The sequence below is a fragment of the Leeuwenhoekiella parthenopeia genome (assembly GCF_020782115.1).
In the GTDB taxonomy this organism is placed as follows: Bacteria; Bacteroidota; Bacteroidia; order Flavobacteriales; family Flavobacteriaceae; genus Leeuwenhoekiella; species Leeuwenhoekiella parthenopeia.
Genome location: NZ_JAJGMW010000018.1, coordinates 1 through 13,964 on the forward strand (window position 1 = coordinate 1; position 13,964 = coordinate 13,964).

11 protein-coding genes are annotated in these 13,964 nt (G+C 44.1%); 4 read left to right on the forward strand and 7 right to left on the reverse strand.

Annotated features, from left to right (window positions below; translation table 11 throughout):
- Positions 1-735: 735 nt before the first annotated feature.
- Together LLW17_RS13185 and LLW17_RS13190 are read right to left on the reverse strand one after the other, a co-directional pair.
- Positions 736-2,010 carry a Y-family DNA polymerase gene (locus tag LLW17_RS13185; protein ID WP_228230758.1) on the reverse strand — a complete coding sequence of 425 codons (1,275 nt, stop codon included), beginning with the start codon at positions 2,008-2,010 and terminating at the stop codon, positions 736-738.
- The gene (locus tag LLW17_RS13190; RefSeq protein WP_228230759.1) at positions 2,007-2,378 is read right to left on the reverse strand and encodes a S24 family peptidase; all 372 of its coding nucleotides are present in this window, start codon (positions 2,376-2,378) and stop codon (positions 2,007-2,009) included. The genes LLW17_RS13185 and LLW17_RS13190 overlap by 4 nt, the downstream gene beginning before the upstream one ends.
- A 116-nt stretch (positions 2,379-2,494) precedes the next feature.
- Here LLW17_RS13190 and LLW17_RS13195 point away from each other — a divergent pair, with 116 nt between their 5' ends.
- Entirely contained in the window at positions 2,495-3,928 is a 1,434-nt protein-coding gene (locus tag LLW17_RS13195) for an L-serine ammonia-lyase (protein ID WP_228230760.1), read from the forward strand.
- Here the strand turns inward: LLW17_RS13195 and LLW17_RS13200 are convergent.
- Together LLW17_RS13200 and LLW17_RS13205 are read right to left on the reverse strand one after the other, a co-directional pair.
- Positions 3,925-7,311: an ankyrin repeat domain-containing protein gene (locus tag LLW17_RS13200; RefSeq protein WP_228230761.1), complete on the reverse strand. Its 3,387-nt coding sequence runs from the start codon at positions 7,309-7,311 to the stop codon at positions 3,925-3,927. The two genes, LLW17_RS13195 and LLW17_RS13200, sit on opposite strands and share 4 nt — an antisense overlap.
- 86 nt (positions 7,312-7,397) lie before the next feature.
- On the reverse strand, positions 7,398-7,847 hold the full coding sequence (locus tag LLW17_RS13205) for a nuclear transport factor 2 family protein (RefSeq protein WP_228230762.1): 450 nt from the start codon (positions 7,845-7,847) through the stop codon (positions 7,398-7,400).
- A 69-nt stretch (positions 7,848-7,916) separates the two neighbouring features.
- Between LLW17_RS13205 and panB the strand changes: the two genes are divergently transcribed.
- Together panB and LLW17_RS13215 are read left to right on the forward strand one after the other, a co-directional pair.
- Positions 7,917-8,735 carry a 3-methyl-2-oxobutanoate hydroxymethyltransferase gene (panB, locus tag LLW17_RS13210; RefSeq protein ID WP_228230763.1) on the forward strand — a complete coding sequence of 273 codons (819 nt, stop codon included), beginning with the start codon at positions 7,917-7,919 and terminating at the stop codon, positions 8,733-8,735.
- 83 nt (positions 8,736-8,818) lie between these two features.
- Positions 8,819-9,523, forward strand: a complete 705-nt coding sequence (locus tag LLW17_RS13215; RefSeq protein WP_228230764.1) for an RluA family pseudouridine synthase — start codon at positions 8,819-8,821, stop codon at positions 9,521-9,523.
- A 53-nt stretch (positions 9,524-9,576) separates the two neighbouring features.
- Here LLW17_RS13215 and LLW17_RS13220 read toward each other — a convergent pair whose 3' ends face one another.
- The 3 genes from LLW17_RS13220 to LLW17_RS13230 all read right to left on the reverse strand — a co-directional run bounded on the left by LLW17_RS13220 (position 9,577) and on the right by LLW17_RS13230 (position 12,626).
- Positions 9,577-9,825 (reverse strand): hypothetical protein, encoded by a 249-nt coding sequence (locus LLW17_RS13220; protein WP_228230765.1) that lies wholly within the window; start codon positions 9,823-9,825, stop codon positions 9,577-9,579.
- A 121-nt stretch (positions 9,826-9,946) separates the two neighbouring features.
- Positions 9,947-10,819, reverse strand: a complete 873-nt coding sequence (locus LLW17_RS13225; protein ID WP_350355213.1) for a DMT family transporter — start codon at positions 10,817-10,819, stop codon at positions 9,947-9,949.
- A gap of 244 nt (positions 10,820-11,063) precedes the next feature.
- Positions 11,064-12,626, reverse strand: coding sequence for a hypothetical protein (locus LLW17_RS13230; protein ID WP_228230766.1), 1,563 nt, complete (start codon positions 12,624-12,626; stop codon positions 11,064-11,066).
- Between the two features lie 127 nt (positions 12,627-12,753).
- Here LLW17_RS13230 and LLW17_RS13235 point away from each other — a divergent pair, with 127 nt between their 5' ends.
- On the forward strand, positions 12,754-13,926 hold the full coding sequence (locus LLW17_RS13235) for a 2-isopropylmalate synthase (protein WP_228230767.1): 1,173 nt from the start codon (positions 12,754-12,756) through the stop codon (positions 13,924-13,926).
- Positions 13,927-13,964: the final 38 nt, after the last annotated feature.

Genomic DNA, 13,964 nt, shown 5'->3' on the forward strand with positions numbered 1-13,964 from the left:
TCTTACCGTTGTCGAACTCCTTTAAAATTTTTGCAATCTGTGTAGGTGTGAATTTACTGCGTCTCATACTGTTTAAAATTAAGAATTATTATACTTCTAAACAGTTCGGTTTTAGGGGAAGCTTACAACTCATTTCTCATTTCCCATTTCGTACTTTGTATTTTGTATTGTGATTTCGCACCTCCTATTTTCAAAAGTTAACGCTCCAAATGACTCCGGCTTCCTAAATTTAAAGTCCAAAATTCAAGGTCTAGTTTCAAACTTCCAGATTTTATATTCCTGATTCTAATTGTGCTTCGCATTGCAAACCGACTAATACGATTTCTCCCTAGCGGTCGAAATGACTAGAGCATTCAAAATTGAAAATTCAAGATGAATTCTGTAATACTCATTTCTCATTTCCCATTTCGTACTTTGTATTTTGTATTGTGATTTCGCACCTCCTATTTTCAAAAGTTAACGCTCCAAATGACTCCGGCTTCCTAAATTTAAAGTCCAAAATTCAAGGTCTTATTTCAAACTTCCAGATTTTGTATTCCTGATTCTAATTGTACTTCGTATTGCAAACCGGCTAATGCGATTTCTCCCTAACGGTCGAAATGACTCCGGCATCCTAAATTTAAAGTCCAAAATTCAAGGTCTTCTTTTAAGTTTCCAGATTTTGTATTTCTAATTTCCAATTTTGTCTTTCGTCTTTTCTCTTTAGTCTAAAGTCTCACCTCTACCATCTAAAATCTAACCCGCATCAATCGTAAGCAGCTCACCCCACTGCGTCGTGTACCGCGGACTTCGATCCTTTTTAATCAATTCCCACTGATTCATTCGGTTACCTACCAAAGCTGAAGACACCGTTGATTTCCCAAACTTCTGGTTGATCTTGTCTATGATTTTCATCAGATCAGACCGGAAGGCCGGAATTTCGGCATCAAAAAGACTGGTCTGTACATATTCCTGAGGAATGAGTCCGCACAGATTCACTCCTACTTTTTTGTAGCGGTAACCGGGTTTGTAGATGCTGTGCAGGGCCTTTTTGGCCTCCCGGGTAAGTATATAGGTATTGTTTGAGGCAGTAGGCAAAGTGACCGTCACACTCTTAGAATACTGCTTGTCGCGCTCGCTGTGGTAATTGGTTTGTAAAAACACCTGAACGTACTGCGCACACGAATGCTGCTTGCGCAACACTTCGCTTACCTCAGCAATATAATAGGCACAGGCTTCTTCAATCAGATCGAGACTGGTCAGTTTAGATCCAAAGGATTTTGCAGTACCAATGGCCTTTTTAGCCCGGGGCAGCATCTCGAGTGATAGGCAGGATTCGCCCCGCAATTCCCGCCAAATGCGCTCACCAACCACAGTCATATGTTTACGCACCCAGTCTACCGAAACGCCGTAAGCAAAATCATAGGCCTTAAAAATCCCCCTGTTGTGCAATCGCTGCCGGTGCTTTTTCCCGATTCCCCAAACATCCTTGAGTTCGGCTGCCTGGAGTGCCTGTATACATTTCTCCTGCGTATCCAAAACGCATACATGGTCGTACTTCTTTATTTTTTTAGCCATCTTGTTGGCCAGCTTTGCCAAAACCTTGGTGGGAGCGATCCCTACACCTACGGGTAAGCCCGTATGCCTGAAAATAGTTTCCTTGATGTTTACACCGTGCTGGCGCAGATCTACAAAACGCATATTCGCCAGATCTACAAAAGACTCATCAATACTGTAAATCTCTACCTGCGGCGAGAAGAGTTTCAGTGTATTCATCACCCGCTGAGACATTTCGCCATACAGGGTATAGTTTGACGAAAAGAACTCAACCCGGTTTTCAATCAGCAGTTTTTTGATTTTAAAAACCGGTTCAAACATCGGTATTTCGGTTAGGGCTTTGGCTTCCTTATTAGCCGCGATCACACAACCGTCGTTATTGCTGAGCACAACCACAGGCTTGCCCCACAAGTCAGGCCTGAAAACCTGTTCGCACGAAGCGTAAAAACTGTTGCAATCTACTAAAGCAATCATGCGACATCGTGAATGATGAACGTAATCATTCCCCAAAGCGTGAGTTCCTTGCGGTCTTTGGGGTATGAGGCCAGACGTTCGATTTTAAAGTTTCCGTCCTCGACCACAACGGCCAACTTGCCTGCGCGTGAGGTAAGCGAGCGGTCCACGATAAGCACATCCCGATCCAGGATGTGGTGCTCGCGATACCCATCGCCCTTTACCCGAATAAAAAAGGTGGCATCCCGGTTTTTCGTAAGTATACGATTAAGGTCAATACGACTTTCGAGGTAATGCGTTGCCGGACTCGGAAAACCGGTCTGATCTGAGGTTCCGGCCTGATGAACCTCATCGGGTACTGTTATTGGGGCTACAAAATCAAATTCCATAATTCAAAAATATGGAAATAATCCATTTTATTGGAAATAATCCTGTTAATTAACAGCCCATAGAAACAGCGCTGAGCTCTTCAAAAAAACCTAACTTAGCGACCCAAATTGAAGTTATGCGTAAGATTGAAAGCATCAGTGTTTTTGATATGTTGAAGATAGGCGTTGGTCCTTCAAGCTCTCACACGCTCGGTCCCTGGCGGGCAGCAATGCGGTGGATTGAGAAGCTAAAAGACAAAGGTCACTTTGATCAGGTAAGCGAAATCCAGGTAGAACTTTACGGCTCTCTCTCGCTCACCGGTAAAGGCCATGCTACAGACATAGCCGTTTTACTGGGTCTTGAAGGTTTAGACCCGCAACAGTTTCCGGTGGAAGAGATTCCCCAGATTACCGAACGCATTAAAACTAAAAATCTGTTGCTGCTCAATTCGGAGCGGGAAATTGCATTCAATCCTTCCGAGCAAATCGTTTTCAATAAAAAATTTAAAGAGTTTCACCCTAACGGAATCACGTTTCGCGCACAGCTTTCCAGCGGAAAACGCAATTCAGAGACCTACTACTCCATCGGCGGCGGCTTTGTGGTTCAGAAAGAACGTTTAAACAGTAAAAAGCAGCAGCAAAAACTGAAAGAGTTTCCCTATCCTGTTCAATCGGGTAAAGAACTTTTGGCGTTTTGTGCGGAACACAAGCTTAAAATTTCGGAGCTGGTTTTGGCTAACGAAAAATCCCTGCGCAGTGAGGAGGAAATCAACTCACGCCTGAAAGACATCTGGAATGTGATGCTCGATTCGATGTACACGGGTTGTCACACCGAAGGAAAGCTTCCGGGTGGTCTCAACGTACGCCGCAGAGCCTTTGATACACATAAAACCCTTATTGGCGACTCGTCCTACTCCAACGCCGAAGAGTGGATTACCGCCATTCGCGGCACCGAAGTGAAGTTCAGACAGATTCTGAAATGGGTTTCCTGCTTTGCACTTGCCGTTAACGAGGTAAACGCATCGCTGGGCCGTGTGGTTACGGCGCCTACAAATGGTAGCGCCGGGGTGATTCCTGCCGTGATGATGTATTATATGGTAATCGAAAATCACGATGCCAATTTTGAAGATGTACGCCAGTTTATGCTCGTCGCCGGTGAAATTGGTAGCCTGTTTAAAAAAGGAGCGACCATCTCGGCAGCGATGGGCGGTTGTCAGGCCGAAATTGGCGTATCGAGTGCAATGGCAGCCGGTGCACTCACCGAATTGATGGGAGGTTCTCCCGAGCAGGTGCTTATGGCCAGCGAAATCGCGATGGAGCATCACCTGGGGCTTACCTGTGATCCTATTGGCGGACTCGTGCAAATTCCCTGTATTGAACGCAATGCGATGGGTGCCATTAAAGCTATTAACGCCTGCGAAATGGCTCTGGACACCGATGCCCGTAATGCGAAAGTACCTCTGGACAAGGTGATTGAGACCATGTGGCAGACTGCCAAAGACATGAATTCTAAATATAAGGAGACCAGTGAGGGTGGCCTGGCGATTAATGTGGCCATGAGTGATTGCTAGCGCACACTTGTAGTTTTCAGCAATTGACGCATCACGCGGTCTTCAGCATAATCGAGTACGCTTTGACGCTTTGAGGTTCGCGCTTCGGGCAGGGCGCCAAGACGCAAAAGGGTTTTAACCGACTCCGCACCATCCATTCCTGCTTTTGCAGCCCAATGCAATGGGGTTTCTCCGATCTCGTTCCTGGCGTTTACATCAACACCGGCTTCCACCAGCTTTTCAATAAGACGCACATCACCGTCATCATAGCGATACGCTACAAAATGCAGAAGCGAGTTGGCCTCGTTATCGGTCACCGTAGGATCGAGTCCCGCTTCAATAAGAGGTTGCAACGCCTCGTTAAAATGGGCTTTTACCGCGGTGATGAGATCCTGATTTTGGGGTTTGGCACCCAATTCTAAGGCCAGTTTTAAAGCTTCAGTATTTTTTACTTCAAAAGCCGCCTGCAAAGCATAATCAGGATTTTGAAGTTGTACTATCAAATAACGTGTGGCCGCCGTCAGCTCGTTCTTAACAGCGTTGAACAACAGGCTTTTGGTAATCAATTCTGCATCTGCCTGTTGTAAGAGATTGAGTGCCAAACTGTCCTCTTTGGTGTCTAAAGCGGTACGCAAAGCAGCAGCATCCACGCGGGCGCCATAGGATAGATTTTGATCTATCAGTTTTTGATTTTTAAGCTGAATAAGGTCGAGCATAATCGCATCAGGATCAATTTCTTTGGTATCTAAAAGCACTCCGGCCAGCGCAACATTTTCGGCCTTAACAGCCCTGCGTATGAGCTCGGGGTTTTTAACCGAAGCCCCCTGCCCTATTAAAAACTGCGTGATGGGCACACTGCCAATACTCACAGATTCTTCAAGTGCCGTTTGTGGCCTCGCATCATTGGTAACCAAAAGCTTAACCAGCTCAAGGTTTTCATTACTTGCAGCCAGTGCCACCTGCGTATCGGCATCGACCTCATTCTTATTCTTTTTAAGCACATAAGCCGAAAAATCCAGATTGTTAGCCGCTACCGCCTTACTCAACGCAAGCTGCGGATTCCCGGAAAAGTCATCCAAAGCATCTTGAAACAGATCGAAATCCTGGGTATTCAATGCATACTCAAAAACAGGGTCTGCCTGCGCTCCTTTTTTAAGACTGAGCCTTACGGCCGGCGTATTCTTTTCTAAAATAGATTTCGATAGCGCGAAATTGGCCGAACCACCGGCGTCTAAAGCCAACCCTAAAAGCTCCAGATTGTCATTTAAGATCGAACTGCTTAACACCGCATCGGTAACAGGCACTTTCTCCTTTTCCAGAAAATAACGGAATAAAGAAGTGTCACTGGCATCTGCAACCACTTCAAGCGCTTCGGCAGAAGCCGGGGTTACCGCTTTAACGCGGTCAATTACCTCCTGATTTTTAGTCCCGGTAGCCAGCTTCAGAATGCGCGGGTCTGCAACAGCCCCATAATCAATAAACTTTTCGGTAAGGGAGGTGTCTGCGTTGGTAACCGCCAGAGCGAGCATTTCGCCATCTGCTTTAAATTCGGCATACTCCAGACTCATCAATGCTTTAGTCACTTCATAATTGTTGAGTTCTACAGCAAAGGCCACATCATTATTGCGCGGTTCTGCACCTTCACGCAGCAGTGCGTAAATCACCTCGGGCTCCTGATAAGCAACCGCCTTGTAAATCATATTGTTTTTTGGCTTAGCGCCCCGCTCCAGCAAGGTGAGTGCTTTCGCTTTGCTGAATACCTCAGGATCAAAAGCCACATCCAGATCTTCGGTGGTGGGTTGTACTCCAAAATCAAAAATGGTATTGAGCACCTGCGCATCGTCAAAATTTTGAACAGCCGCTTTTACCACGGCCTCAGTTCGCGTAGAAACCCCCTGAAAATACAAATCCCGCAACAAATCAAGATCTCCGCGGGCCGCAGCCGACACTACTTCTGAACTCAACGCATAATTATAGGAGTTGGGTCGCGAGCCCAGAGGCTGCTGTGCTTTTTGCTGCTCAAGACTGTAGGTTATTTTAAACACATCGCCGTCAATGGTTGTAATTTCCACTTCTTTTTGCACCACTCCCACCAGGGCATCTTTAAAATACGCGTGGGCTTCGGGCGGACCGGAGACAAAAAGCCTTGTGCGCCCCTGCCCTTTCTCGAGCTTTTTGGTATCGTCCCAAACGCTTACGTAAGCCGCTTTTAATTCTTCCGGTGAAATCGTAAAATCCAATACTTTATTTAATGTAATTTCTTCATCGGTGAGCAGGGTGTTAAGGTCAATACCCTGATATTCGATCAAAGCTGCAGTACGCATAGGTTCGCCACGGGCATTAAAACTGCCGTAGAACAAATCGCCGATGTAGTCTGTGCCTTGCTGCTGTTCAGCCTTGCCTTCGCTGGCTTTAACAATCGTATGTACCTTTTGCCGAAACTGCAGACTGTATTTTTTAAAAAAATCTGAGGTTTCTTCCTGCGCCTGCCAGGAAACAGACTGCTTTTTAGCACGATCTATCGCAGCCTGAAGCAGGTAGCGCCGGTGATCCAGATCTGGAACATCGGGAAAGTTTTTAGTAGAAAGCAAATTAGTAAGCTCGACCAGATTGGCATCTAAAATCACAGCATTGGCTTTGGTCACGGTCTGCGCCCAGCGCTCATCCCAGATTTCATTGACATCACCCCCGCGGGTAAATCGCTGAGGAGGACCCAGGTTGATATACGGATTGGTAAGCGAATCGCCGCGTTGTTGCCGCCCAACCTCTTTTAAAAGTTCTTCTTTAAATGCGTCTTCGGTATAGGGCGAATTGATAAAATCTGCATTGCTAACGAAGTTTCGGGTAAGAAAAATTCCGCCATAGGTCACATGATCGGTGTAATGCGTGCCAAACCAGGAGATAAAACCTTCGGGCGAAAGATCTCTGCCCAAACGTTTCACCGCATCTGTAAAAGCTTCTGAAAGCGTAGTGTTTGAAAGACGTAAATCGTAGAGCGGTACTTTCCGCAGGGTATAAACAAAAAGGAGTTTGTCTTTTTGGGCAGCATCAACATTGGTGTTGTAAGCTTTGGTATACTGTGCCGAAAAAGCCCGGTCTGAAGTATCGACCTGAAGAATTTGTTGCTCAAACTCCTGCGTTGTGTTGAGCAGGTAGTAATTAAGACTTGAAGGTGTTTGAGTTTTTAATTTTAATGCTGAAAGTTTCTGGTTTTTAGTCTCGGTAAAAACCGAAAAACCTCGGTCTGAAATCACTGAACTTTTATCCAGGTCAAAACCATCTGTAAACCGAATGTCAACCGTAAAACCGAGCTGTAAGGATGTAAAGTCTTTCGCTTCTTGCGAAAACAGCTCTGAAACTGAACAGACAGCCAGAAAAATAAAGAAACACAAGCGTAGCCCCACTTTTAAAGTTGGTTTTAAAAATTATTAAAATAGGGGAACTTGCTAAGGGAGTTTGAAGATAGGGAATAGTTCTAAAATGCAAAAACTTATTCGCAACCTTCGCCCCTGCGGGTGTCTACAATGTAAAAAATCTTCCAGCGGTCTTCTTCAAACAGCATTTGAAAACTGTTAGCACCACAATGACTCAGCTCATCATTGATGTAAAATTCATAAGGTGTCCACACATTGGCCATCAGACCGTCTGATTGGGTTTTGTAATCCAGAATACGCTCTTCAAAAACCATATCTTCGGGGATGGAAGCAATAGATTTTAGAAAATCATCGAATGCTGTTGTACTCAAGCGTACCGCATCGTCCTTTACACCAAGCGATTGCATTTTGATACGACTGTGTACAAGCTCGCGCATCGCCAGCGTGTCCTGCTGGTGAAAAGCGTTGAAGAATGCAATGACAACTTCCTCAGGTTCAGAAAAGAACTGAGCCTGCGCCTGAACAAGTGAAAAAAGCAATGCTAAAGTTAAAAAGCCGGTACGCATCTGTATGTGTAGTTTTATGGTGAATGCGTGAGTAATTTACTACTTTTACCCGCATTTTAAAATTGGCATATGTCTGCAGCAAAAAAAGAATACAAAAGAATAACGGTAAAATCCCTTACCGAAATGAAAAGCCACGGTGAAAAAATCGCGATGCTCACCGCATACGATTACACCATGGCCAAAATTGTAGACCGTGCCGGTATTGACGTGATTTTGGTGGGTGATTCGGCTTCTAATGTGATGGCCGGGCACGAGACCACACTTCCTATTACTTTAGACCAAATGATTTACCATGCTTCATCGGTAATACGGGCTATAAAGCGCTCTCTGGTGGTGGTAGATTTACCTTTTGGGAGCTACCAGAGTGATCCTAAAGAAGCTTTACGCTCAGCCATACGCATTATGAAAGAAAGCGGTGGCCATGCCTTAAAACTTGAAGGCGGTTCAGAGATCAAAGAATCGGTAAAACGCATTCTGAATGCAGGTATTCCGGTGATGGGACATTTGGGTCTTACTCCGCAATCTATTTATAAATTTGGCACCTATACCGTACGCGCTAAGGAAGAGGCAGAAGCCGAAAAACTAAAACAAGATGCCCTGTTACTCGAAAAACTGGGTTGTTTTGCGTTGGTGCTTGAAAAAGTGCCCAGCGCCCTGGCCAAAGAAGTCGCAGAGAGTCTTACCATCCCGGTTATAGGCATTGGTGCCGGAAATGGGGTTGACGGGCAGGTACTGGTAATGCACGATATGCTGGGAATGAGTAAGGAGTTTAGTCCGCGCTTTTTAAGACGGTATCTCGATTTGCATACGCTGATGACCGGCGCTTTTGAGCAATACATTACCGATGTAAAAGCTGTGGACTTCCCGAATGAAGAGGAACAGTATTGAAAAATACAAAATGTGAAATACAAAATACCAAATAGTGTTTCGAGGTATAAAATGACTATCTGATAATCGCTTAAACAATACCATTGAATTCATCCGACCATAGTACAAAAGACAACCTGCAGGTTCTTTACGAAGACAACCACATCATTGTGGTCAACAAGCGGGCGGGAGATATTGTGCAGGGTGACAAAACCGGCGATAAGCCGTTAAGCGAGGTGGTCAAAAGCTATATCGGCGAGAAATACAACAAACCGGGAGCGGTTTATCTGGGTGTTGTGCATCGGCTGGACCGCCCTACCAGTGGGATTGTGATTTTCTCACGAACATCAAAAGCATTGCCCAGACTCAATAAATTGTTTGCGCAAAAGGAAGCTAAAAAGACCTATTGGGCTGTGGTGAAAAATGCGCCGCCAAAACTTCAGGATACCCTCGTACATTATTTAAAACGCAATCCCAAGCAGAATAAATCCTATAGTCACATTAATGAGGTGCCCGACAGTAAAAAAGGCATTTTAGAATATAAGGTTATCCAGGAACTGAATAATTATTACCTGCTGGAAATAGACTTGCATACCGGCAGACATCATCAGATTCGTTCGCAATTATCGGCCATTGGTTGCCCCATCAAGGGCGATTTAAAATACGGCTTCGACCGAAGCAATCCGGACGGAAGTATACACCTCCACTCCCGAAAACTGGTGCTCACCCACCCGGTTCAAAAAGAAGAGATGATCTTTGTGGCCCCGCCTCCGGCAGACGATGCGATCTGGAAGGCCTGCGTCAGCTAATAAAAAAGCCCGCTCAATAGCGGGCTTTTATTATTCTGAAATACACCTACGATTTAAGCCATATTGTTATTAGGAGCCCATTGTGAACAAAGCATTTCTGGTGCTGCCTTTTGGGGGTTTGCACAGGTGGGTCCGTGAAAGCGTGCGCAATTTGCACAATTAGGATCATTTTTCAGTGCTGCTTTCATTTCAAAGCTGTCACAAGTATACCCGGCCGTTACGTGTACGCCGTGTAATTTACATTCGCTTGATGCCGTCAAATTATCACAATTTGAACAGCTATTTCCGAGTCTGATTGCCATAACATTATTTTTTTAAGAGTTCTTTTAAATGTAAAGACAACTAAACAAAGAATGAAATTAAATTACTGACTATAAGCTATTTGAATTTAGAATGAATAAAAAGAATAAGAAGATCAAAGGCTTATCCCGTTTTCTTTGCGCTGCGCAAACTCTCTACAACCACTGCACTAATAATCAGTAATCCACCTACAATGGTCATTACCTGTGGCACTTCTCCCAGGAATAAGATACCCAGCAAAATCCCGTAAACCGGTTGAACGCTGCTGATGATACTTGCAGTTGTGATGGAGAAATACCGGAACGTAAGCAAAAACAGGGTATGCCCTAAAGCTGTAGTCAGCAAAGCCAAAGCCAGAATCCAGATGCTATTTTCCAATAAAGCTTCAGAAGAAACCTGAGTGCTAAACGGAAGCAGAGCCACCCCAATAATCAAGGCCTGATACATCATCAACAAACTGCCGTGGTAACGGGCTACTTGTTTTTTCATCAAAATATTCCGCAAGGCATAGGCCAATGCCGAACCCAAACCATAAGCAACGGCCTCTGTGTATTGATTTTCAAAATCCAGATCGGGGATTAAAAACGCGATTCCGGCTAGAACCAAAAGACCCAGAAACAAGTGTATTTTTTGAAAAGGTAATCGTAGAATCAGGGGTTCGAGAATACTCGTCAAAGCCGGATAGGTAAAAATAGTGAGCATGCCAATAGCGACATTACTCAGCTGCAGCGCTTTAAAATATGCCACCCAGTGAATTCCCATTAAAATTCCGCCCAGTATTACCTGTAACCGGTCTTCCTTTTCAATTTTAAACGAGATGCTTTTCCACTTTAAAAACAGCACAAGAAATCCTACCGCCAGTAAGGCTCTCAGACCAATAGTCACCACTGGAGTCAAAGTCACCGCCCTGCCCAGAACACCACTGGTACTTACCAGAAGCATGGCCAGATTGAGTTGAAGCAAATTTTTTACAAAAGAGTTGGAATGGTTTGGCAAAAGGAAGGGGTTTCTGGTTTCTGGTTTCTGGTTTCTTAAGCTTTAAAAAGGTTGAATCGTTGAATCGTTGAATATGAAAAATACTTTTCACTTTTCACTTTTCACTTTTCACTTTTCACTTTTCACTTTTCACTTTTCACTTTTCACTTTTCACTTTTCACTTTTCACTTTTCACTTTTCACTTTTCACTTTTCATCTCTGCTCTTTTTTCTTTATTCTCTACTCTTTATTCTAAAATCTAAATCTACCTATTCAACAACAAGGCCTTTTCCCGAATGATTTCAGCTACCGGGCGGTTTTCAATACGACTGTCAAGCCAGGATAAAATATCAAGATACAGGAAAGCGCGACGTTCATAAGGATCTTCCTCATACACCTCGAGTCTGCTCCGCAGCTTTTTAAATTCGGCTTTAAGTTCTCCGGGGAATATTTCGCCCAAATTCCTTAAAAATTTGATCATCTCTTTCTGAACCTCGTGCAGATCATCCATCTTAATCAGGAATTTGTAAGTACTCTTCAGCAGGGTTTCCAAATGATAATCCATACCCGCTTCATAATGCGCCACCAAGTTCAGAATTCGTGCAAAGCACATCAAATCCTCACGCATCTTGAGCGATTTATTGTTGATGATTTTCCCTAAATACTCGATGCATTTTTTGTGCTGTCCGTTGCCGAAATACAAACTGGCAATCTTATAGTAAAACACCATAATGTGATGCTCATCCATACGCTGACCGTTTTGCTTGAGGTACTTCTCAATTTTGGTAATCAGACCATCATCGGTACTGAAATCCCCCACCATAAATTTAAGATTCAGCTTGTGGGAATAGACGTAAAGAAACTCCAGAATATCCAGATTATCGCTAGTGGGGAAATCATCAGAAGCCAGACGCGCTTCAAGCCGCTCCAGACTTTCCTGAAATTTAGTATGGTGTTTCAGAAAAAACAGCGATTCGAGCAAATAATGATTCCCTTTCAGATAAAAAACGGGGTTTCGGGCAATCATCGCCGGACTTTCCTCAAAAAGCTCTACATAGCGCGTGGCGTATTTAAAACAGGATAAAAAGTCCTGAACCAAAAAACTGTACCACAAATAGGCTTTATTCAGCCACAATTTTTCGCGAAAACCGAGTTCGTTTAAATCGTATTTGGGCATCGACTTGTTGAAAAAAGTCGTGATTTCCTGCTTTTCGGCATCACTACGCACATAACCGGTTTTCAGCATCAATCCGTACAACTGCAAAGACAGATTGGATAATTTGCTGGTCATGAGATTTTGCCGACTTAAGGATTTAGCTTCCTGCGCCAATTCTTCGGCGCGCGTACTCATACTGCGTGTGATGTATTGCGTCTCAATTACCTTTTCGAGCTCGACAATCTCATAGGCAACGTTTTTCTCTTCGTTTTCAATTGCCATATGCTTAGCCTTCTCGAGGAGTTTCAGGCTTTGCTGGTAAAGTCCTTTTTGGTACAAAACAGTAGCAAAATCAAGCTGTTCCCGTATTTGCACGCGTATATTCTGATGCGCAGGGCTTAAGCGAAGCGAAATGAGAATCTGTTTATAGAGGTGCGCTTTCAGGTTAGAAAGCTGTTGCTTCTTAACGATGTTGTTTTTAAAAATCTCGTTTTCATCATACGAATTCATTTTGTCGAGCAGATTGAAAAGCTGCAAATACTTAGAATCTGCATTTCCATCCAGACGGCCCACGTAAAGCTTGAACTGACGCTTTTCGGACTTGGACAACGACTTGATCAAAACATAAAGTGAATCTTTTGAATCATTTGCTGTTGTAATGATTTTACGCATAAAAAACTGAATATCAACAATTTGAATAACGACAAAATTAATTAAACATCGTAGGTTTTCTGCCGTAGGTTACATCAAAAGTACTACCAATATCTATATTCACACTTAAATTGAGAAAAAAAGCATTATGACTGATAACAAAGTCCAGATTTTTGACACCACATTAAGAGACGGGGAACAGGTTCCCGGCTGCAAATTAGACACCCAGCAAAAGCTGATTATTGCAGAACGTCTCGACCTGCTGGGCGTCGATGTTATTGAGGCCGGCTTCCCGATCTCAAGCCCCGGGGATTTTAAATCTGTTGAAGAAATCGCCCGTTTAGTAAAAAATGCTACGGTTTGTGGCCTTACCCGCGCCGTTAAAAAAGACATTGAAGTAGCTGCAGAAGCGCTCAAATATGCTGTAAGACCGCGTATTCACACCGGTATTGGCACCAGTGACTCACACATTCAATACAAGTTTAAGTCTAACCGCGAGGAGATTATTAAACGCGCTTATGATGCGGTGGCTTACGCCAAAACTTTTGTGGAAGATGTAGAGTTTTACGCAGAAGATGCCGGTCGTACCGACAATGAATATCTGGCTCGTGTTTGCGAAGTTGCTATTAAGGCCGGTGCTACGGTATTGAATATTCCGGATACAACGGGATATTGCCTTCCGGAAGAATACGGGGCAAAAATGAAATACCTTAAAGAGAACGTAAAAGGCATTGAGAAAGCGATTCTTTCCTGCCATTGTCATAACGACCTGGGGCTTGCAACTGCAAACTCCATTGCAGGGGTGATTAATGGTGCGCGCCAGATTGAATGTACCATCAACGGTATTGGCGAGCGTGCCGGTAACACGGCTCTTGAAGAAGTAGTGATGATCCTGCGTCAGCACCCCGATTTAGGTTTGGATACGGGTATCAATTCGCGTTTGTTGTGGGATACCAGTAAGATGGTAAGCGACAAGATGGGAATGCCGGTACAGCCTAACAAAGCTGTGGTAGGTTCAAATGCTTTTGCTCACAGTTCGGGTATTCACCAGGACGGCGTGATCAAAAACCGCGAGACTTACGAAATTATGGATCCTGAAGAAGTAGGTGTAACCGAAAGCGCGATTGTTCTTACTGCGCGTAGTGGCCGCGCTGCTTTGGCTTACCGCTCTAAAAAAGTAGGATACGAGTTAACCAAGCTACAATTAGACGAAGTTTACGATGTCTTTCTTAGCTTTGCAGACAAACAGAAGGAAATTCATGATGAAGACATTCACGAGATTATGAAAGTCGCAAATATTCAGGCTCAGGTAGAAGCTTAATACATTATAAATTAATAGTTTAAATAAGGATTCTTCGT